The organism is Vibrio fortis (assembly GCF_024347475.1).
GTDB lineage: Bacteria > Pseudomonadota > Gammaproteobacteria > Enterobacterales > Vibrionaceae > Vibrio > Vibrio fortis.
Genome location: NZ_AP025487.1, coordinates 574925 through 597220, shown reverse-complemented (window position 1 = coordinate 597220; position 22296 = coordinate 574925). Strand labels below are relative to the sequence as shown.

The window sequence follows — 22296 nt, the reverse complement described above, 5'->3', positions numbered from 1 at the left end:
GTGTTTGAATACGTGAAGGCTATTTACGCCCTACATCACATCAAATGTAAAGAGTTTGAGTGTAAATATTATTAAAGTTTAACACTTCACCTCAAAAGCGTTTGAAATCTGCTTTTAGTGAGAATTTTGACAATTAAAAGCCAAGATTTATCCCTGAAAAGCCTTTTCCTCTCGGGGAGTAACATCTTTGGACAGATTGGTATAAAATAATCGTTTATTTTGAACAATAAGTAGGAACGATCGGCAATGGCTGAATACGTATATACCATGTCGCGAGTGAGCAAAATTGTGCCACCAAAGCGTCAAATTCTGAAAGACATCTCTCTAAGCTTTTTCCCTGGTGCCAAAATTGGTGTTTTAGGTCTGAATGGTGCAGGTAAATCAACACTGCTACGTATCATGGCCGGTATTGATACAGACATCGATGGTGAAGCTCGTCCACAGCCTGGTCTAAACGTAGGTTATCTACCTCAAGAACCTGTTCTCGACGAATCTAAAACAGTTCGTGAAATCGTTGAAGAAGCAGTTTCAGATGTTGCTGGTGCAATGAAGCGCCTAGACGAAGTATACGCAGCGTACGCAGAACCAGACGCAGACTTCGACGCACTAGCAAAAGAGCAAGGTGAACTTGAGTCTCTTATCCAAGCTAAAGACGGCCACAACCTAGAAAACGCACTAGAGCGTGCAGCCGATGCACTTCGTCTACCTGAGTGGGATGCGAAAATCGAACACCTATCAGGTGGTGAACGTCGTCGTGTTGCGATCTGTCGTCTACTTCTAGAGAAGCCAGACATGCTTCTACTAGACGAACCAACCAACCACCTGGATGCTGAATCTGTAGCATGGCTTGAGCGCTTCCTAGTAGATTACAACGGTACTGTTGTGGCAATCACCCACGACCGTTACTTCCTAGATAACGCAGCTGGCTGGATCCTAGAACTTGACCGTGGTGAAGGTATTCCATGGGAAGGTAACTACACATCTTGGCTAGAGCAAAAAGATGCGCGTCTACAACAAGAAGCGTCTCAAGAGAAAGCTCGCCAGAAGACTATCGAGAAAGAACTTGAGTGGGTTCGTCAAAACCCGAAAGGTCGTCAGTCTAAATCTAAAGCGCGTATGGCTCGCTTTGAAGAACTGCAAAGCGGCGACCGTCAGAAGCGTAACGAAACCAACGAACTATTCATCCCGCCAGGTGAGCGTCTAGGTGATAAAGTTATCGATGTGAAGAACCTAACCAAGTCTTTCGACGGCCGTGTTCTTATCGACGACCTATCATTCAGCATGCCTAAGGGTGCTATCGTGGGTATCATCGGTGCTAACGGCGCAGGTAAATCAACACTATTCAAGATGCTAAGCGGCACTGAACAACCTGACTCAGGTACTGTTGAGCTTGGTGAAACAGTGAAGCTGGCGTCAGTTGACCAATTCCGTGACAGCATGGATGACACGAAGACAGTATTCCAAGAGATCTCTGAAGGTGCTGATATCATTAAGATCAACAACTTCGAAATCCCTGCTCGTGCATACTGTTCTCGCTTCAACTTCAAAGGTTCAGACCAACAGAAGATCATCGGTGAGCTTTCTGGTGGTGAACGTAACCGTGTTCACCTTGCTAAGCTACTTAAAACTGGCGGCAACGTACTGCTACTCGATGAGCCAACCAACGACCTTGACGTTGAAACACTACGTGCACTAGAAGAAGCACTACTGGAATTCCCTGGCTGTGCAATGGTTATCTCGCACGACCGTTGGTTCTTAGACCGTATCGCTACGCATATCATTGACTATCGTGATGAAGGTCAAGTTAACTTCTACGAAGGTAACTACAATGAGTACATGGAATGGCTGAAGAAGACACTTGGTCCTGAAGCAGCTGAACCACACCGTATCAAGTACAAGCGTGTAACTAAGTAAGTTTCGCTTGTAATTTACTCTAAGGCCGCTAAATTAGCGGCCTTATATGATACGACATTCCAAACCAGTAGATGAGGAAGTCTCTATGATAGAAAGGCGTCGATTTTCAAGGATTGTTTATCAAGTCGCTACCAAATTAACCCAAGATACCTTAGTGGTTGATGGCACGATACAAGACCTGTCACTGCAAGGCTTATTGATAAATTGTGAAAACCACCATCAATTAAACCATCACTTGCCTGTTCAAATTAGCTTTCAATTAACAGACAGTGATATCGACATTCAATTAGAAGCCTCTATTGTCTCTACCATCAATACCTCAGTGCGTTTGCGCATAGAGCATTTAGATATTGATAGTATCAGCCACCTTAAGCGCCTTGTGGAACTTAACGTTGGTGATGATGAGTTACTTTATCGAGAAATAGAACATCTAACAGATTTAGGCGAAGAGTCAGCAGAATAAAAGCACACTCTTCGAATTATTTTTATTTAATACGTCATCATGTCTCAGAAAATTTCGATTACTGTTCCTTCGAGCCAAGGGGAGCAGACATTTTACTTCGGCCGTAAAGCCGTACTCTTTTGTACCTCTGCAATACTATCCGTCCCTCTTTTAGTAGGCGGTGCCATCTACTTACACTACGATGGTCAGCAGAAGTTGTCCGCCTCGGAGCAGCATGCCTCAGTGCAAGCACAAGATGCTCAGAAGCTGATCGAAACTTTGATTGTCGAGAAAGACAATATGGAGTTTATGTACGATGAACAGATTGAAACCAATCACTCGTTAGCACAGACCCTGACCGAAAAAGAAGGCACTATTCAGCTGCTTGGTAAGCGTGTATTCGATGTTGAATCGGTACTTGGCCTTGCGGATGAAGAGCTGGTTAACGATGAGACTTCTCTTGAAGAGCGAATTGACGCAGCAGCCATCGATTCGGCGGTACGTGCAACCATGTTCCGTTTGATCCCGAATGACAGCCCAATGGCCTATCAGCGTATCTCCTCATCTTACGGAAGTCGCATCAACCCAATCACAGGCAAACGTCATACCCACACAGGTATCGACCTTACGTGTAAGCGTGGTGAAGATATTCTTGCTCCAGCTGACGGCGTGATTGAAACGGTGCGCCCAAGTAAGAAAGGCTTTGGTAACTTCCTAACTATGCGCCACTCCTTTGGCTTCATGAGCTCTTACGCTCACCTACAGAAGTTTAAGGTGCGTAGCGGGCAGTTCGTGAGTAAAGGTGATGTTATTGCTAGCTGTGGCAACTCAGGAAACTCTACTGGGCCACATCTACACTACGAAGTACGCTTTCTTGGCCGCTCTTTGAATCCACAATACTTGATGGACTGGACACCAGAAAACTTCAATTACGTGTTTGAGAAAGAGAAGAAGGTTAAGTGGGGACCACTGGTTCAGCTGATCGATAACGTGGTGCGTCTGCAAATCAATCTGACTAATGTGCCTTACATCAACTCGTCGATTGAAACCGTATCGAGTGATGAGACCAAAGCAAAGCCAACACTAGCAACAAACTAATGCTTGATAGCTTTTGACCTATGATGATCTTTTTACCTACCACAGGCCAAAAGCTTTTAAGCTCATGATAGTTAGATAAAAAAAGAGCCACCTAATATAGGTGGCTCTTTTTCTATCTGTTCAGTCACTCAATATGGTTGAGCTTACAGTAGTCCAGGTTAACCGCGATGAATCGAATCATGGGCTTGCTTAAGAAGGCTTTGGCTCTCTTGCAAGAACTGCTGAGAGTAATCGCCAAACCACTCGCTCACTTCGTTAAAGCTTTCAACAAATTGAGCCTTATCTTTGCCTTCTAGAATCTTCAGAGCTTCACCGAAACAGTGGTGGAAGCGGCGAATCATCGCAATGTTCTCGTCAGAAGAGAGAATAATATCGCCGTACAAATTCGGGTCTTGTGCAAATAGACGACCGACCATCGCAATTTCAAGGCGGTAGATAGGCGAACTTAGCTGCAGCAGGCGATCAATGTTTGGGTTCTCTTTGCTTAGGTGTAAGCCGTAAGCAAATGAAGTGAAGTGGCGCAGCGCTTGGATAAGCGTCATACCGTGATCGTGCTCTTGCGCATCCATATTACATAGGCTTGCACCCCAGATACCAAATTGCTCTAGTAGCCATTGGTAACTTTCTTGACCACGACCATCACTGTAAACAATCACCTGCTTCGCAAGGCTTGGTACATCCGGACCAAACATTGGGTGTAGACCAACAACAGGACCTTGATGAACGGCCAACATGCGCTGTAACGGTTTCGACTTGATTGACGTTAAGTCACACAAAATACAGTCGCTTGGCAGATTGTTCAGCTTATCAATCACACCTTCTGTCAGATGGATTGGAACAGTAACCACCACAAGGCCAGCGTCTTTCAGTAACTCATCAGCCTTGTCCCAATCCTTGCTACCCAGTACTTTTACATCGTAGCCAGATAGCTTGAACATACGTCCGAACAGACCACCAAGTTGACCATTACCACCGATAACAACAACTGAACGCAGCTCTGGGTTCAGACACTTAAAGCCCGAATCCTTTTCACTCGCGTATGACTCACGCATGGTACGACGCAGAATGTCTTCAATAAGCTGTGGCGGCACACCTAGTTTTTCAGCCTCAGCTCGGCGAGACGCAAGCATCGCAGCCTCACGCTCAGGCACATAAATCGGCAGACCGTGCTCGCTTTTCACCTCACCTACTTTCTCAACCAGTGCTAAGCGCTGGGCAAGAAGCTCTAACATCTGTTTATCGACAACGTCAATTTGGTCGCGTAATTCGTTCAGTTCAACGGCCATTCTTCTTCCTTTCTAATCCTTAAGCCTCGATTTGTGCCAGCACTAGCCTTTTAGACGATTTTCCAAGAATGGGACTAGTTCCGTGTGTGCACGCTTCAATAGTGCCTCAGTTGAATCCCAATTGATACACGCGTCGGTAATTGAAACGCCGTATTTCATCTGATCGAGAGGAATGTCAGAAGATTGGTTACCCTCGTTAAGGTGGCTTTCAATCATCAAGCCAATAATTGACTTGTTGCCTTCACGAATTTGGTGAATGACATCTTCTGCAACCAACGGTTGGCGGCGGAAGTCTTTGCGCGAGTTAGCATGGCTACAATCAACCATCAGCGCTGCCTCTAGACCCGCTTTCGATAGTTCTTCTTCACATTCATGTACTGAAACTGAATCGTAGTTGGTCTGCTTACCACCACGTAGGATTACATGACCATTCGGGTTGCCTTGAGTTGTCAGTAGCGCAACTTGACCTTCGCGGCTGATACCCATGAAACGGTGGCTTGAAGAAGCCGCTTGCATCGCGTTAATCGCAGTGCCTAGGTTGCCATCAGTGCCGTTTTTAAAGCCGATTGGCATCGATAGACCACTTGCCATCTCACGGTGAGTTTGAGATTCGGTAGTACGAGCACCGATCGCCGCCCAACTAAACGTGTCTGCTAGGTATTGTGGGCTGATAGGATCAAGTGCCTCAGTCGCCAGTGGGATTTCCATCTCAGCCAGCTCAACCAACAGCTCACGACCTACGTGAAGACCATGCTCGATATCAAATGTGCCGTCTAGATGTGGGTCATTGATTAGACCTTTCCAACCAACCGTTGTACGTGGTTTTTCGAAGTACACGCGCATTACGATGTACAGTTGGTCACTGAGTTCTTCAGAAAGTGCTTTTAGGCGTTTTGCGTACTCTTTTGCAGCTTCAACGTCATGAATCGAACAAGGACCACAAACCACTAGCATACGGTGATCTTTCTTGTGAATGATGTTGGCGATAGTTTGACGAGACTCTTGAATAAAACGACGAGCATTATCACTCAGAGGTAATTTGGCTTTTAACTCATCTGGAGTAATCAGTACCTGTTCGTCGATGATATTGACATTGCTTAATTCACTTTTCTGCATAACTCAACCTGTATTCTTTTCTTTACACCCAAATATTCCGCATGGGCTAACAATCTTTGAAAACTAAAATAACAGCTATAGAAACGATTGCAAGTGTAAATAATAAAAAACATTTGATGTAAAAATAACTTTACATGCAAACTTTATATTAAGAAAATCAGAAAAGAGTTAGAAATCAGTCTTTGTAGATACAAAAAAGGCGATATTTCTCATATCGCCTTAGCAAAACTTAAAAAGTGTCTATTTATCACCCATTATCTAAAACACGCTTCATCTGCTCAGAAGCCTCTTTCCATCGAGTATCTGACTGTAGCGTTGGGAGATCAAAGGTGTGCTTTTTCAATAAAGAGTGTGCTAGAGGAACACTTTGTATCTCTAGGTTATCTAAAGCCTCAATTTGTGCATCTCGCTTATTACACATTAACACCATGTTGCACCCAGCATCTAATGCGGCTTGCGCTCTTTGTGCCGGACCGCCCATGATCGCAGCACCTTCCATCGTCAAATCATCTGAAAAAACCAGCCCTTTAAATCCAAGCTGTTTTCTCAATACCTCTTGTAGCCAATAGCGAGAACCGCTAGCAGGCTTATCATCATAGTGAGAAAAAACCACATGTGCAGGCATCATTGCATCCAAAATACCCGCCTCAATTTGAGCCTTGAAAATCGCCATGTCGGTTTCAAAGATATCTTCTCTTGGATCATATGGCGTCTCTAGATGAGAATCCGCAATGACACCCCCATGTCCTGGGAAATGTTTACCCGTCGTCGCCATTCCTACACTCTTCATGCCATGGATAAACGCGCTGCTGTGGCGGACGATAGTATCGATGTCTTCACCAAAGGCACGATTACCAATCGCCTTACATTGATGGCCTTTGTCCAATACCGGTGCAAAACTCAGATCGATATCATGAGCGACCAACTCTGCAGCCATCAGCCAACCCGCTTGTTCGGCCAGCTGTTCACCGTTGTTGTGTTTAGCAAACTCTTGCGCAGCAGGAATAATTGAGAAGCCATCACGAAAGCGCTGCACGCGACCGCCCTCTTGGTCGACACCAATAAGAATCGGTCGTTTAGCCGCCTTACGGATCTCTTTGGTTAATGCCGCCAATTGCTTGCTGTCATGATAGTTACGAGCAAAAAAGATCAATCCACCCACGGTTGGATGCTCAAGAATCTCTCTATCTTCGGTAGTGAGCTCGTAGCCTTCAACATCTACCCACAACGGTCCCATATTTATCCCTTACTAAGCCAAAATTGATAATCTTCACGAGGTTATTCCGTTTGAAATTGCATTACAATGTTTTTAATTCACGGTCAGAAGAGTTTAGGAATGGATCATAAAGAGCTATACATCGGGGTTATGTCTGGAACCAGTATGGACGGTATCGACACTGCTTTGGTCAGTATCGACAACCAACGCATCGAGCTGATTGCCCACGACGAGTTCCCTATGCCTGAAGAGACAAAAAAGCACTTACTCGATGTGTGTATCGGCCAACAAACCAACCTGATCGCGATAGGTGAGCTCGACCACCAGCTTGGCCATATATTTGCAGATGCAGTTCTACAGCTTCTATCCAATCACAATATCTGCGCCTCTCAAATCACGGCGATTGGTAATCATGGCCAAACCGTTTTCCACCAGCCTAGTGGGAATCACCCATTTACTATGCAGTTAGGTGATGCCAATATCATTGCTGCTAAAACCAATATTGACGTGATCGCTGATTTTCGTCGCAAAGACATGGCGTTAGGCGGACAAGGCGCACCTTTGGTACCCGCATTTCATCGCACCATTTTTGAAGCCAAGCAGAGCAGTGTTGTGGTACTAAACATTGGTGGTATTGCTAATATTTCGGTGCTGCAGCCAGACCAACCGACACTGGGTTATGACACGGGGCCGGGCAACATGCTGATGGATGCTTGGGTGAGCAAGCACTGCGGGAAAAAATATGACCAAGATGGAGAGTTTGCTCGCAGTGGCCAAGTAAATTCGGCGCTACTGAATTCACTGCTTGAAGAAGCCTACCTTGCTGAGCTACCACCGAAAAGCACAGGTCGAGAGCTGTTCAATCTGCCGTGGCTAGAAATCAAATTAAAGGCATTGCCAGAAATATCGGAACCCGATGTACAGCGCACCCTTTGTGAGTACAGTGCCATCACCATAGCTAATGAAGTCATGAAGCATCAATCTGGCTCATTCCCTGCCCTATACGTATGTGGTGGAGGCGTCAGAAACCCACTTTTGATGGAGCGCCTTACGAAGCTGCTTCCTGACTGGCAAGTGAGTTCGACTTCCGCTAAAGGAGTCGATGCCGATTACATGGAAGCCATGGCATTTGCATGGCTGGCTCAACGTTATGTACATAAGCTACCGAGTAACCTTCCTGAGGTAACAGGAGCTTCAAAAAGCGCTTCTTTGGGTGTGCTCTACCGCGCATGACCATCACTAGAGATTAAATTTAAGGATACTTATGAGTAACGATGCTCTTATTTCAGCACTATCACACTTAGTCTCTGAGGGAAGAAACCCTGAAACCATGGACATTGATCTGCTCTCCTCCCTGGAAGTGGTGGAGAAGATCAACCAACAAGACAAACAGGTGCCACTCGCTATCGAGAGTGAGCTACCTCAGATAGCCAACGCGGTTGACCATATCGCGGACGCCTTTCGTAATGGTGGTCGCCTGATCTACATGGGCGCTGGCACTAGTGGCCGACTCGGTGTTCTCGACGCCTCAGAATGTCCACCTACATTCGGTGTGTCCGATCAGTTAGTAATAGGCCTGATTGCAGGTGGGCCAGAGGCAATACTAAAAGCGAAAGAGGGAGCAGAAGATTCGCTCACACTTGGTGTTGAAGACCTTAAAGCCATTCACTTTAATGCTAAAGATGTCGTTGTCGGCATTGCTGCAAGCGGTCGTACTCCATATGTAATTGGTGCTCTCAAATACGCTAATGAGATTGGAGCAACCACGGTATCACTCTCTTGCAATCCAGATTCACCTATTGCTCAATTAGCTAAGATTCCTATTAGCCCTGTGGTTGGGCCTGAGGCGCTCACGGGCTCCACTCGTCTCAAATCAGGCACTGCTCAAAAGCTAGTACTCAACATGCTGACCACTGCCAGTATGATCCGCATTGGTAAAAGCTATCAAAATCTGATGGTGGATGTGAAAGCGACCAATGAGAAGCTGGTGGCGCGCGCCGCCCGTATTGTTATGCAAGCGACAGATTGCGACAAAGCAGTAGCAAGAGAAACGCTTGAAAAGACCAGTTACGACGTGAAACTGGCGATCTTGATGATACTCACAGGGCTAGATCTTGAAGCCGCAGAGCAGCAGCTTAAAAACCAAGATGGGTTTCTTCGTAAAGCTGTTGAGCACAACCAGTCCAGCTAAACACGACAAGGTCGCAGCCAGCTGAGTAACTCAACACACGCTCAATACAAAAAGCACCGACGAATCGGTGCTTTTTTGATGATGTGTGTCAGCTCAGTGCTCGTTTGAGAATTCATCCCAGCCTCGTTGCCACTCCATACGAAAACGCTGCGCATCTTCAGTACCAGAACAGACACCTTCATAAATCTGACCAGAAAGACCGATCTGATAAGCATGATTAGGGTTACAGTATTCGCTCACACCTTGGTAGTAACCTTCGCTGTATGCGGCTTGATCGACTGCGCCTAGCTTAGTCATCTCAGAATAGGAACGCTGAGTGTTGCCTCTTACGCCATCACGGTAGCCAATCTCTTGCCAGTTCCCCTCTGCCGCTAAGTCTTGCACGTTTGATGCACAGCCTGTCATACCTAGAGCCAATAGCAAGGCTACGGTTACTTTCTTCATTTGAATCCCTTATCTTCTTATTATTCATTAGGAGCTATCGCTAGCCGACGTATCTCGATTCTCCGCTTAACCCACTAAAATGTCCACTGCTTCCCCCAAGTCACCGCTTAGTACGAGACAAAACCATTTAACCTGTCCCCCAACCGCTCAACAAATCTGAAAACCACTCAATCAACCACAGCGCCACTTAAATCGCTATACGACCACTAACGGCTTAAGCACAAGCTTCTCGCCAACCGCTCGCTTATTATCCACCCTGACTTAATTAATACATTCAGGGATAACAAATTATGATGTGGTTTCTAACCTGTGTTGCGGCACTCATCGGCGGTTACTTTCTTTATGGTGCTTTCATTGAGAAAGTATTCGGCATAAACGAAAAACGCCAAACCCCAGCTCATACAAAGCAAGATGGTGTGGATTACGTTCCAATGTCGACACCAAAAGTTTACCTGGTTCAACTGCTTAACATTGCAGGTGTCGGCCCAATCTTTGGTCCTATTATGGGTGCCCTTTACGGTCCGGCAGCCATGCTTTGGATCGTGTTAGGTTGTATCTTCGCAGGTGCAGTACACGACTACTTCTCAGGTATGTTATCTATCCGTAATGGTGGCGCTTCGGTTCCAACTATCACAGGACGTTACCTAGGCAATGGCGCAAAACACTTTATGAATATCTTTGCCATTGTTCTACTGCTTCTCGTTGGTGTGGTATTCGTATCAGCTCCAGCAGGCATGATTACTAACCTAGTGAACGACCAAACTGATTTCGCGATGTCAGCAACAACTATGGTTGTGGTTATCTTCGCTTACTACATCATCGCAACGATTGTCCCTGTCGATAAAATCATTGGTCGCTTCTACCCACTGTTCGGCGCACTGCTTATCTTCATGTCTGTTGGTCTAATCACTGCAATTGGCTTCTCCGACGAACACCAAATCATGGGTGGCTTTGAGATCAGCGACATGTTCACTAACATGAACCCGAACGACCTACCATTGTGGCCAGCTCTATTCATCACTATCGCTTGTGGTGCTATCTCTGGCTTCCACGCAACTCAGTCTCCTCTAATGGCGCGTTGTATGGAAAACGAGAAGAACGGTCGCTTCGTATTCTACGGTGCAATGATTGGTGAAGGCATCATCGCTCTTATCTGGTGTGCACTTGCGCTATCGTTCTTCGGCTCTGTTGAGTCTCTATCTGAAGCAGTAGCAAACGGTGGCCCAGGTAACGTAGTTTACAGCGCTTCATTTGGCCTACTGGGTGTATTTGGCGGTATCCTTGCCTTCCTTGGCGTGGTTATCCTACCAATCACTTCTGGTGACACTGCATTCCGTTCAAGCCGTCTAATCCTTGCTGAATACTTCAACATGGAACAGAAGACACTACGTAACCGTCTACTAATGGCTCTACCGCTATTCGTTATCGGTGGCATCCTGACTCAAGTTGATTTCGGTATCATCTGGCGCTACTTCGGCTTCGCTAACCAATCAACAGCGGTAATGATGCTGTGGACAGCTTCTGCTTACCTACTACGTCACAACAAACTGCACTGGGTAACAACGGTTCCAGCAATCTTCATGACGTCTGTGTGTATCACATTCATCTTGAACAACAGCCAACTTGGTTTCGGTCTACCAATGCAAATCTCGACTATCGTTGGTGTGATTAGTGCCCTAGGTGTTGCGGCTTACGTAATCAAGATTTCAAAAGGCAAAGGCGAAACCGACCTTGCTGATGAAGAGAAAGAAGCTAAAGGCGTGACTAAAACAGCCTAGCTTATCGGGTGTTATCCCCCTTCGCTTGCTCCACCTTGAATTAAGGTTGGAAACTCAACAAAGCCCATCCTAGTGATGGGCTTTGCGTTACTCGGTAAATGCCCTTTACACTATACCCATAACCAATGCGATATTGGCTGGTGTTTCAAGCTTACTGCGCTCAGCCTTTACCTATGCAGAACTTTTTAATAGTGGATATATGGAACTGATTCTCTCGCTACTTCAACAAACCTGTGTCTATTTGGTACTGGCTTATATGATCAGTAAGACGCCGCTGATCTTGCCACTACTGAGTATCTCTTCACGACTCAGTCATAAAGTGAGTTGTTATATCCTATTCTCACTGTTCTGTATCATGGGCACCTACTTCGGCTTGCAGATCAACGATGCCATTGCTAACACGCGAGCCATGGGAGCCGTCATGGGTGGTCTGTTTGGCGGGCCGGTGGTCGGCTTTGCAGTCGGCTTAACAGGCGGTATCCATCGCTACACCCTAGGCGGATTCACAGATCTCGCATGCGCGATATCGACCACAGCTGAGGGTTTAATTGGTGGGTTGCTGCATGTCTATCTGGTACGCAAGAACAAAGCGAGTCAGTTGTTTAACCCTATGGTGGTGTTTTCTGTCACCCTGTTCGCTGAAATCATTCAAATGCTGATCCTATTAGCGGTCGCTAAGCCATTCGCCCAAGCCTACGCACTAGTTTCCGATATTGCAGCGCCAATGATCATCGCTAACTCGGTCGGTGCTGCCTTGTTCATGAGCATCATCCAAGATAGAAAAACCATCTTTGAAAAGTACTCCGCAACCTTTTCTCGTCGAGCTCTAACCATTGCCGAGCGCTCGGTGGGCATCCTTCACGGTGGCTTTAACTCCGACAACGCACAAAAGATTGTTCGCATCATTTATGAAGAGACCAATGTTGGCGCAGTCGCGATCACCGACCGAGAAAAAATTCTCGCGTTTGTCGGCATTGGCGATGAACACCATATCCCTAACACTCCAATCTCTTCTCAGAGTACGCTAACAGCGATGGAGAAGAACGACATCATCTACTTGGATGGCAAAGAAAATCCATATCAGTGTTCTCTCTCTGCGGACTGTAAGCTGGGTTCAGCATTGATTATTCCACTGCGTGCCGGTAACGAAGTTGTTGGGACAATCAAACTCTACGAGCCAAAATTAAAGCTGTTTTCGACCATCAATATGTCGATGGGGGAAGGTATCGCCCAGCTGCTTTCTAGTCAGATTCTGTTTAGCAACTATCAACAACAACAAACGCTGTTGACGCAGGCTGAAATCAAGTTGCTACATGCTCAGGTTAACCCGCACTTCTTGTTCAATGCCCTGAATACTATCAGTGCCGTCACCAGACGCGAACCAGACAAAGCGCGAGAGTTGATTCAGCATTTATCACACTTCTTTAGAAGTAACCTCAAACAGAACATCAACACAGTTAAACTAAAAGATGAGTTGGCACACGTGAATGCCTACCTAACGATTGAGAAGGCACGCTTTACTGATCGCTTGGAGATTGAGTGGGATATCGATCCGCTACTTTACGAGGTCGAACTGCCAAGCTTTACCCTTCAGCCTCTGGTTGAGAACGCCATCAAGCACGGCATCTCTAACCTTCTTGAGGGCGGTAAAGTAAAGATCTATAGCGAACTGCATCAAGGTAACTACCGCATCACAGTAGAAGACAACGCAGGCAGTTATCAAAAGCCAAGCAGCGACCATGTAGGCTTAGGTATGGAGATCGTCGACAAGCGCCTAACCAATTTCTTTGGACAAGACTCAGCTCTAAAAATAGAATCTCAGCCACAGCAATTTACACGCATGAGCTTTATCATTCCAAAGGCGCTATAACACGCGATACTAGATAGCAGCGTATACTGGAACAGAGACTTAACAGCAGATTGGAATTAAGGTAATGGGATGTTAAAGGCACTAGTCATAGATGATGAGCTGTTTGCTCGTGAAGAGTTAATTGAACTACTCACTGAAACGGAAAAAGTGGATGTGATAGGTCAAGCCAGCAATGCCATCGAAGGCCTCAAGCAGATCAATCACCTTAAGCCAGACGTCGTCTATTTAGACATTCAAATGCCGCAGATTACTGGTATCGAACTGCTGAGCATGCTTGACCCAGAGAACATGCCCTATGTGGTGTTCGTTACCGCTTATGATCAATATGCGATTCAAGCCTTTGAAGACAATGCCTTTGACTACCTACTCAAGCCAGTTGAACCATGTAGGCTCAACAAAAGCGTGTCCCGTTTATGTAAGGTGATTAAGCAGAGCCAACTGCCGCCAGAACAAGATATCAATGCTATTGCGCCATCGCATCTTGAGCAGATCCCTTGTATCGGCCATAACCGCATTGTGATCATGGCGAGCCAAACGGTCGAGTGTGCCTATTCGGATCTAAGTGGTGTTCATGTTCGCAGCGCATCACAAACCGCCTCTTCGCAACTGACTCTTAAAGTCTTAGAAGAAAAGACCGATCTGATCCGTTGCCATCGCCAATATTTGATCAACATAAAAGCGATCCAAGAGATCAAGTTATTAGAAAATGGGCTTGCAGAGATCATCACTCTTACAGGCTTTGAGGTTCCTGTCAGCCGTCGCTACTTGAAGACACTCAAAGAGCAATTAGGTATTCACTAGCTTTACTATTCAGTCACATAGAACAAGATCAAAAAAGCCAACCGCAAAGGTTGGCTTTTTCGTTCAAAACTCTCGTCAAACGCGATGATTAATCAACTTGTTTAATCTGAAGCTCTTTTGGCACTTCGAAGAACATATTTTCTTCACGGCCTTGAATCTCTTCGATACCTTCAGCCCCTAGCTCGCGGATACGATCGAGAATTTGATTAACTAGCTCTTCTGGCGCTGAAGCACCTGCTGTGACACCGACTTTATTCTTGCCTTCAACCCACTCAGGTTGAATGTCTTCAGGGCAATCCGTTAAGTAACCTGGCGTACCTAGCTTCTCAGCTAGCTCTTTCAAACGTGTTGAGTTTGAAGAGTTCTTAGAACCAACAACAATCACCACATCAACATCGTTCGCCATATCACGAACCGCATCTTGACGGTTTTGAGTCGCGTAACAGATATCGTCTTTGCGCGGACCTTGGATTTCAGGGAACACGCGGCGTAGCTCTTCGATCACATCTGCAGTCTCATCAACCGACAATGTCGTTTGGCTTACGTAATGAAGATTACTTGGATCTTTCACCACCAGCTTCTCAACATCTTCTGGTTTCTCAACCAAGTACATGCCACCGGCATCGCTCGCATACTGCCCCATAGTGCCTTCAACTTCAGGGTGGCCAGCATGACCAATCAAAACCACTTCCATATTTTTACGGCTCGCACGAGCCACTTCCATATGAACTTTGGTTACCAGAGGACAAGTCGCATCAAAAACCGTTAGGTCGCGCTCTTTCGCTTCTTTACGAACCGCTTGAGACACGCCGTGAGCAGAAAAGATAACAATGTTATCGTCTGGTACTTCATGAAGCTCTTCCACGAAAATCGCACCGCGCTGCTTCAAACCTTCAACAACAAAACGGTTATGCACCACTTCATGGCGAACATAAATCGGAGGTTGATACAATTCCAGTGCGCGTTCTACGATACTGATCGCTCGATCAACACCAGCACAAAAACCACGCGGGTTAGCTAACATTATTTTCATTTTATTGCTCAGTTCTTTTATTGCGAATCGCTTACAGCGCGACCAAGATCATTCTACAGTTCGCGTTTAGCGAAGCGGGCATTCTACAGGGAAGCGCAAAGACAGTGAAGCTTCGAATTGTTGGCAAAGATGAATCGCCGTCTATTCTACCGCTAAGATGTTAACGTCAAACGTCACGTCTTGGCCTGCTAGTGGATGGTTAAAGTCCACCGTAACAGAGTCGCCAGCAATGTCGGTTATGATGCCTGGGATTTCCATACCATCACGACCTGAAAAAGCCATGATAGTGCCGACTTCAATCTCAGTATCGCCAGCAAAACGTGCGCGATCCATGTGATGAACATTATCTGGGTTAGGCAAACCAAACGCATCTTCCGCTTTTAAATCAATCGATTTTTGCGTGCCTGCTTCTAGCCCCAATAGACACTGCTCAAAGTTCTCGCTCAAGCTACCATCGCCCATTACAAACTTAGCCGGCTTGCCCATATTTTCAGTACTGTCAGCAACGGAACCGTCTTTCATTTTAATCGTAAAATGAAGTGTTACTGCTGAGTCATTCTTAATTGCTGTCACGTTACTTTCCTTGGGTTGTATCAATTATTATTTTTCCTCACAGAGAATAAACAAAAAGCGCCGCCGGAATCAACCGACAGCGCTTAGGGCTATTACATTCTGTGAGTCATTAAGTGACTTGTAGAGCTTATTTGCTCTCATCCTTTTTGCGGAATCCATCTAAGATGATCATCGCCGCACCGATACAGATACCCATATCAGCAAGGTTAAATGCAGGCCAATGGTATGTACCCCAGTAGAAATCTAGATAGTCCACAACAAAGCCGTGAACAACTCGGTCAAAGACATTACCGACTGCACCACCAATGATGATTGCATAAGCGATGTTATTCCACTTTTCTGTCGCCGGCAGTTTGCTCATCCAATAGGTCAACATACCTGTGACTACAAACGCAATTCCGGTAAACAACCAGCGTTGCCAACCACCTTGATCACTTAAGAAACTGAAAGCTGCACCGTAGTTATGAACGTACAAGAAGTTAAAGAAAGGCAGAACTTCTATACGATTCGCCCAGCCATAACCCATGTTGTCCATTACAAACAACTTGATGCCAATGTCCGCAAGAAAGACCAATAAAGCCAGCCATAACCAACGTACGCCTGACTGCTTTAGTGAAAAATCACTCATGCTTATTCCTATAAATCTATGAACTTCTTTATTCTATACAGCGAGATGCAGACATGAAAGACCAAGATGAAAGCTTAACTGCCATCCGCTTTGATGTTGCGCGCCACTGCATAAAAATGACCAGCCATATTGCTAGGCATTTTATCCCAGCTAAAAATAACCCCAGTAGATACTGGGGCTATAAAAACTAAGCAAAGTTCAATTAATCACTGCTTTAGATTATGCGAACTTACGCACTTCACCTTCACCAGCAACGTTAATCACACAGCGGCCACATACTTTCTCGTGACCTTCAATTGTGCCAACGTCTGGCGTGTGGTGCCAACAACGGTCACACTTCTCAGCTTCAGTTGCCGCTACTTCAACGAATAGACCTTCAAGGTCTGTCGCTTGTGCTGTATCGCTCTTCTCGCTTAGAGGCTTAACAACAGCTGCTGAAGTTAGAAGAACAAAGCGTAGCTCGTCTTCCAGCTTATTGATTTTCGCTGCTAGTGCATCGTCTGCGTATAGAGTTACTTCAGCTTGCAGTGCACCACCGATTGTTTTCTCTTTACGAGCATCTTCAAGAAGCTTGTTCACTGCGCCACGAACAGACTGGATTTCAGCCCAGAATTCGTTGCTTAGCTCTTCGCCTTCTGCAAGACCGAATAGGCCTTCGAACCACTCACCAGTGAATACGAACTTGTCGCGTTGACCTGGCATTTCGTTCCAGATTTCATCTGCAGTGAACGACATGATAGGTGCCATCCAACGAACTAGAGCTTCTACGATGTAGTAAAGCGCAGTTTGACAGCTACGTTGAGCGTGGCCGCCCTTCTTCGCTGTGTACTGACGGTCTTTGATTACGTCTAGATAGAAAGAACCCATTTCGATAGAGCAGAACTGCATTAGACGTTGAGTTACAGCATGAGTGTTGTACTCGCCGTATGCTTTCACGATCTCTTCTTGTGCAGCTTGTGCACGACCTACAGCCCAGCGATCCAGTGCAACCATCTCTTCAGCAGGAACTAGGTCTGTTTCTGGGTTGAAACCGTTCAGGTTCGCTAGGAAGAAACGCGCGGTGTTACGAATACGACGGTAAGCATCAGCTGAACGCTTCAGGATCTCGTCAGAAACCGCAACTTCGCCAGTGTAGTCTGTAGAAGCAACCCATAGACGCAGGATATCTGCACCTAGCTTGTTAGTTACATCTTTAGGTGCAACCACGTTACCGATAGATTTAGACATCTTACGGCCGTTACCGTCTACTACGAAGCCGTGTGTTAGCACTTGCTTGTATGGCGCTTCGCCTTTCATCGCGATAGATGAAATTAGAGAAGACTGGAACCAGCCACGGTGTTGGTCAGAACCTTCTAGGTAAAGGTCTGCAGAGTTACCGTTGTACTCTTCACGTGAGTCAACTACTGAGTAGTGTGTTACACCTGAATCGAACCATACATCTAGCGTATCCAGTACTTTCTCGTACTTATCAGCATCTTCTCCAAGTAGGTCTGCAATTTCTACATCCCACCAAGCTTGAATGCCTTTTTGTTCAACAAGTTGAGCAACTTTTTCTACCAGCTCAATTGTGTTCGGGTGCAGCTCTGATGTCTCTTTGTGAACGAATAGAGCGATTGGCACGCCCCAAGTACGTTGACGAGAGATACACCATTCAGGGCGACCTTCAACCATACCTTCGATACGGCTTTGACCCCACTCAGGCATCCACTCAACACCTTTGATCGCTTCTAGTGCGTTTGCACGTAGACCTGCTTGGTCCATAGATACGAACCATTGTGGTGTTGCACGGAAGATGATTGGAGTTTTGTGTCTCCAACAGTGTGGGTAGCTGTGTTCGTATGCGTGGTGGTGTAAAAGTGCACCTTTCTCTTTCAGTACTTCTAGTACTGAGTCGTTCGCTTTGAATACGTGCTGACCAGCGAATAGCTCTGTATCTGGCAGGTAAACGCCATTTGAACCTACTGGGTTTGCTACTTCTAGGTCGTACTTTTTACCAACCGCGAAGTCTTCTTGACCGTGACCTGGCGCTGTGTGAACCACACCTGTACCAGAATCAGTTGTAACGTGATCACCAAGGATCGCAGGAACAGTAAAATCGTAGAACGGGTGGTTGAACTGAGTTAGCTCAAGATCAGCACCGCTTGCAAAACCTAAGTTGTGGAAGTGCTCGATACCAGCACGATCCATTACGTCTTTAGCAAGCTCAGAAGCAACGATGATACGTTGAGCAGGCTGTTCGCCATGCGCTTCAACTTGGATAAGTACGTACTCTAGATCATCACGTAGACATACTGCGCGGTTTGCAGGCAGTGTCCATGGTGTTGTTGTCCAGATAACAATAGAGATGTCGCCTTGGCCTTCGTGACCTTCTGCTAGAGAGAATTTCTCTAGAAGCGCTGCTTCATCTGCCGCTGTGAATTTCACATCGATAGATGGAGATACTTTATCTTTGTACTCAACTTCCGCTTCCGCTAGAGCCGAACCACAGTCTGTACACCAGTGAACAGGTTTGAAACCTTTCAGTAGGTGGCCATTGTCTGCAATTTTACCTAGAGCGCGGATGATGTTTGCTTCAGTGCCGAAGTCCATAGTGCGGTATGGTTTGTCCCACTCGCCCATGATACCAAGACGCTTAAAGCTCTCTTTTTGACCTTCAACTTGGCCAGCCGCGTACTTACGACACTCCTCACGGAATTCAGCCGCAGAGATTTTCTGACCTGGTTTGCCTTTCTTCTTCTCAACCATTAGCTCGATTGGAAGACCGTGACAGTCCCAGCCTGGGATGTACGGAGCATCAAAACCAGACAGAGTCTTAGATTTAATAATAATGTCTTTAAGAATCTTGTTTAGCGCGTGACCAATATGAATATCGCCGTTCGCGTATGGAGGGCCATCATGCAGTACGAAAGATTTTTTACCTTTCTTCGCTTTACGGATTTCGCCGTAAAGATCTTCTTTGTACCAACGCTTAAGCATTTCTGGCTCACGATTTGCCAGATTGCCGCGCATTGGAAACCCTGTTTCAGGTAAGTTCAGGGTATCTTTATAATCACTCATCGATTCTTAATTCCGTTATATTGGGCGAAGTTAGACATTATGTTAATCGGTGGAATCAACCGATTAATTCTTTAGCTGACGCAGCCACACCCTTGCTGCTTCAGCATCCAATTCTATTTGATTCTTTAGTGCGTCGAACGATTCAAACTTTTTCTCGTCGCGCAATTTATGCAAAAGACGTACTTCTAACTGTTTACCATATAAATTGGCTTTAAAGTCAAAAAAATGCACTTCTAGTTGCTGGCGAACCCCATTTACTGTTGGTCGTTGTCCGATATTTGCAACGCCACCGACGGGTGAACCATCGATGTCGACTGCTTCAACAACATACACCCCAGAGACTGGAGAGACACAACGTTTAAGTGGAATATTCGCCGTTGGGAAGCCTATGGTTCTCCCCAATTTACGCCCATGGGATACACGACCACTAATGCTGTAATCACGCCCTAACATGGCTGCACTAGAGGTTAAATCGTCAACCGCCAGAGCATTGCGTATTTCAGTGCTACTTACACGCAGCTGGTTTAAGCAAAAGCTTTGGGTGCTCACCACCTCAAAACCATACTTTTCACCCGCTTCTTTAAGCATAGCGAAATTGCCGGTGCGACCTTTACCGAAGCAGAAGTCATCACCCACCACCAAAAACTTCACACCAAGTTTATCCACCAGCAGATCTTTAATAAAAGCATCCGCAGATAGGTTGGCAAAGTAGTGGTTAAAATTGACACACAATAAACGGCTAATATCCAGCTTACTCAGCTGCACGAACTTATCTCTTAAACGAGTTAATCGTGCAGGGGCTTTGTCACGAGCAAACAGTTCCATGGGCTGAGGTTCAAACGTCATTACGACAGAGGGTAAACCCAATGCCGTAGCTTGCTTGGATACCTGGCTCAACACTTCTTGATGTCCTAGATGTACACCATCAAAGTTGCCTATGGTTAATACACAGCCGTGATGCTGCGCTTTAATATTGTGAATGCCTCGGATTAGTTCCATTACGACCAGCTAAAATCTGTTATTTGCATCATTCATTGTGTGAAACCGACGGATTATATACTAATCAGTATTACTCTGTCGCTGCTTTTAAATGTTTTACTCGGATACCCAAAGCGAGCACAGAGACAATATAAGCAAAGCCGCCAAGTGCAATCAAGCCAGTTAGCATAAGCGCTCGGTAACTGAAACTCCACTCAAGCCATTGTTGCATACTCTCTAATTGCCATAAAATAACAGCAACCATTGCGCCACCCGCAAGTAAAAGCTTTCCGCTAAAGACTAAGGTTGTTTTGGTTAGATGGTAAACGCCGGCTAAATGCAGGCCTCTATATAGCAGAGCCATATTGACAAAGGCCGACAGCGCAGTCGCGATCGCCAAACCAACATATCCATAGAAATAAGCAAAGATGGCATTAAACACCATATTGCTGACCATTGCGATAATGCCGTACTTAACTGGCGTTTTCGTATCTTGGCGAGAGTAATAACCCGGCGCTAGCACCTTGATCAGCATAAAGTTAAGTAGGCCCGAAGCATAAGCGACCAGTGACATCGACGCTTGCTCTACGTCATGAGGGCTAAACTCACCACGCATGAACAGCACCATTAGCATAGGTTTCGCCAGCACAATCAAACCGAACATAGCAGGAATACCGAGCAATAGAACCATACGCACACCCCAGTCCATCGTATGGGCAAAGCCCTCACCTTGTGCATCGACATGTTTACGAGATAGCGCAGGTAGAATCACGGTCGCAATCGCAATACCGAACAAACCTAATGGAAACTCTAATAAACGGTCAGAATAATAGAGCCAACTGATAGAGCCTGTTACTAGGAAACTGGCAATAAAGGTATCGAACAGCAGGTTGATCTGGCTGACTGAGACGCCAAACAGAGCTGGGATCATCAAAGTACGTATCTTAACAACGCCAGGATCGCGCCAGCCCCACTTAGGCTTAACCAGAACACCCTCTTTAATTAAGAAAGGTAACTGGAATAGAAACTGAACCAAACCGCCCAAAAAGACACCGATTGCCAATCCAATTTCAGGTTGCTCTAGATTCGGAGCAATAAAAAGCGCAGAACCTATGATCATGACATTCAAGAACACCGGTGTAAAAGAGGAGACCGCAAACTTTCCTAAGGTATTAAGGATCGCCCCAGATAAAGCGACAAAGGTAATGAACCATAAATAAGGAAAGGTGATTTTGAGCATCAGACTGGCTAACTCAAATTTATGTGCAGACGGGCCACCATTGAGCCAGTCGATAAACCACCCCGCACCAAATAGCGCTGTAATAGCGCCAGAGCCGATCACACCAACTAAAGTAACAATAGAGACCAACACCCCAAGCGTACCCGAAACACGGGCTATTAATTCGCGAGTTTTGTCTTTATCTCCCGCGGCATGATACTCGGTTAGAACAGGAACAAAGGCTTGTGAGAAGGCGCCTTCTGCAAACAGGCGACGCAAGAAATTAGGGATCTTATTAGCGAAGAAAAAGACGTCGGCACTGGCTCCTGCCCCCATTAAATTGGCAACAACAACGTCGCGCACAAGTCCCAATACACGGGAAACAAAAGTCATCGCACTTACTATCATGCCTGACTTTAATAGTCGTTTACTCACAAAAACCTCTGACACTGATTGATTAGTTCTAAGCGAGGATAAATACTATCCGATCGTTAGAAGCATATTTATTAGCATTGGTCTAAAAATGCTGTTAGAATCCCCGCCATCTTAACCGCGATAACCTTTCCATTCCAAAATTTGTTTGGCTACGATTGGTTTTTGCACAAATCATTTGACAATTAAGCGCAAATGAGGGATAGTCCTCGCCCTTAAA

Annotated in this window: 19 protein-coding genes; 9 read left to right on the top strand and 10 right to left on the bottom strand. The window is 45.9% G+C overall.

What is annotated here, in order from left to right:
- The first annotated feature begins 246 nt into the window (after positions 1-246).
- From ettA to OCV50_RS02635, 3 genes are all read left to right on the top strand, one after another.
- Complete coding sequence (gene ettA, locus OCV50_RS02645; RefSeq protein WP_032553197.1) at positions 247-1914, top strand: energy-dependent translational throttle protein EttA; 1668 nt, start codon at positions 247-249, stop codon at positions 1912-1914.
- Between the two features lie 85 nt (positions 1915-1999).
- Complete coding sequence (locus OCV50_RS02640) at positions 2000-2377, top strand: PilZ domain-containing protein (protein WP_239841527.1); 378 nt, start codon at positions 2000-2002, stop codon at positions 2375-2377.
- 39 nt (positions 2378-2416) lie between these two features.
- Positions 2417-3454 carry a M23 family metallopeptidase gene (locus tag OCV50_RS02635; protein WP_239841528.1) on the top strand — a complete coding sequence of 346 codons (1038 nt, stop codon included), beginning with the start codon at positions 2417-2419 and terminating at the stop codon, positions 3452-3454.
- Between the two features lie 158 nt (positions 3455-3612).
- Here OCV50_RS02635 and tyrA read toward each other — a convergent pair whose 3' ends face one another.
- From tyrA to nagZ, 3 genes are all read right to left on the bottom strand, one after another.
- Complete coding sequence (gene tyrA, locus OCV50_RS02630) at positions 3613-4740, bottom strand: bifunctional chorismate mutase/prephenate dehydrogenase (RefSeq protein ID WP_261903635.1); 1128 nt, start codon at positions 4738-4740, stop codon at positions 3613-3615.
- 42 nt (positions 4741-4782) lie between these two features.
- Positions 4783-5856 carry a 3-deoxy-7-phosphoheptulonate synthase gene (locus tag OCV50_RS02625; protein WP_239841530.1) on the bottom strand — a complete coding sequence of 358 codons (1074 nt, stop codon included), beginning with the start codon at positions 5854-5856 and terminating at the stop codon, positions 4783-4785.
- A gap of 247 nt (positions 5857-6103) precedes the next feature.
- Positions 6104-7093 carry a beta-N-acetylhexosaminidase gene (gene nagZ, locus OCV50_RS02620; protein WP_261903634.1) on the bottom strand — a complete coding sequence of 330 codons (990 nt, stop codon included), beginning with the start codon at positions 7091-7093 and terminating at the stop codon, positions 6104-6106.
- Between the two features lie 99 nt (positions 7094-7192).
- On the opposite strand from nagZ, the gene OCV50_RS02615 reads away from it, so the two are divergent.
- Both OCV50_RS02615 and murQ read left to right on the top strand, forming a co-directional pair.
- Positions 7193-8305, top strand: coding sequence for an anhydro-N-acetylmuramic acid kinase (locus OCV50_RS02615; RefSeq protein WP_261903633.1), 1113 nt, complete (start codon positions 7193-7195; stop codon positions 8303-8305).
- Between the two features lie 31 nt (positions 8306-8336).
- Positions 8337-9263: an N-acetylmuramic acid 6-phosphate etherase gene (gene murQ, locus OCV50_RS02610; protein ID WP_239841533.1), complete on the top strand. Its 927-nt coding sequence runs from the start codon at positions 8337-8339 to the stop codon at positions 9261-9263.
- Between the two features lie 93 nt (positions 9264-9356).
- On the opposite strand, the gene OCV50_RS02605 is transcribed toward murQ, so the two are convergent.
- On the bottom strand, positions 9357-9707 hold the full coding sequence (locus OCV50_RS02605) for a DUF2799 domain-containing protein (protein WP_261903632.1): 351 nt from the start codon (positions 9705-9707) through the stop codon (positions 9357-9359).
- Between the two features lie 290 nt (positions 9708-9997).
- Here OCV50_RS02605 and OCV50_RS02600 point away from each other — a divergent pair, with 290 nt between their 5' ends.
- The 3 genes from OCV50_RS02600 to btsR all read left to right on the top strand — a co-directional run bounded on the left by OCV50_RS02600 (position 9998) and on the right by btsR (position 14156).
- Positions 9998-11485, top strand: a complete 1488-nt coding sequence (locus OCV50_RS02600) for a carbon starvation CstA family protein (RefSeq protein WP_239841535.1) — start codon at positions 9998-10000, stop codon at positions 11483-11485.
- Positions 11486-11684: 199 nt separating this feature from the next.
- Complete coding sequence (locus tag OCV50_RS02595) at positions 11685-13355, top strand: sensor histidine kinase (RefSeq protein WP_261903631.1); 1671 nt, start codon at positions 11685-11687, stop codon at positions 13353-13355.
- Between the two features lie 69 nt (positions 13356-13424).
- A complete protein-coding gene (btsR, locus tag OCV50_RS02590) occupies positions 13425-14156 on the top strand; it encodes a two-component system response regulator BtsR (RefSeq protein WP_239841537.1) in 732 nt (243 codons plus the stop codon).
- Between the two features lie 88 nt (positions 14157-14244).
- Here the strand turns inward: btsR and ispH are convergent, their stop codons facing one another.
- From ispH to lspA, 3 genes are all read right to left on the bottom strand, one after another.
- The gene (gene ispH / locus OCV50_RS02585) at positions 14245-15180 is read right to left on the bottom strand and encodes a 4-hydroxy-3-methylbut-2-enyl diphosphate reductase (RefSeq protein WP_261904111.1); all 936 of its coding nucleotides are present in this window, start codon (positions 15178-15180) and stop codon (positions 14245-14247) included.
- A 150-nt stretch (positions 15181-15330) separates the two neighbouring features.
- Positions 15331-15762, bottom strand: a complete 432-nt coding sequence (gene fkpB / locus OCV50_RS02580; protein WP_150895804.1) for an FKBP-type peptidyl-prolyl cis-trans isomerase — start codon at positions 15760-15762, stop codon at positions 15331-15333.
- A 127-nt stretch (positions 15763-15889) separates the two neighbouring features.
- Positions 15890-16390: a signal peptidase II gene (gene lspA / locus OCV50_RS02575; RefSeq protein ID WP_032553182.1), complete on the bottom strand. Its 501-nt coding sequence runs from the start codon at positions 16388-16390 to the stop codon at positions 15890-15892.
- A gap of 53 nt (positions 16391-16443) precedes the next feature.
- Between lspA and OCV50_RS02570 the strand changes: the two genes are divergently transcribed.
- A complete protein-coding gene (locus tag OCV50_RS02570; protein WP_239841538.1) occupies positions 16444-16581 on the top strand; it encodes a hypothetical protein in 138 nt (45 codons plus the stop codon).
- A gap of 28 nt (positions 16582-16609) precedes the next feature.
- Here the strand turns inward: OCV50_RS02570 and ileS are convergent, their stop codons facing one another.
- From ileS to murJ, 3 genes are all read right to left on the bottom strand, one after another.
- Positions 16610-19447: an isoleucine--tRNA ligase gene (gene ileS / locus OCV50_RS02565; RefSeq protein ID WP_261903630.1), complete on the bottom strand. Its 2838-nt coding sequence runs from the start codon at positions 19445-19447 to the stop codon at positions 16610-16612.
- A 63-nt stretch (positions 19448-19510) separates the two neighbouring features.
- The gene (gene ribF / locus OCV50_RS02560) at positions 19511-20446 is read right to left on the bottom strand and encodes a bifunctional riboflavin kinase/FAD synthetase (RefSeq protein ID WP_239841540.1); all 936 of its coding nucleotides are present in this window, start codon (positions 20444-20446) and stop codon (positions 19511-19513) included.
- A gap of 70 nt (positions 20447-20516) precedes the next feature.
- Positions 20517-22079, bottom strand: a complete 1563-nt coding sequence (gene murJ, locus OCV50_RS02555) for a murein biosynthesis integral membrane protein MurJ (RefSeq protein ID WP_315974621.1) — start codon at positions 22077-22079, stop codon at positions 20517-20519.
- Positions 22080-22296 lie beyond the last annotated feature (217 nt).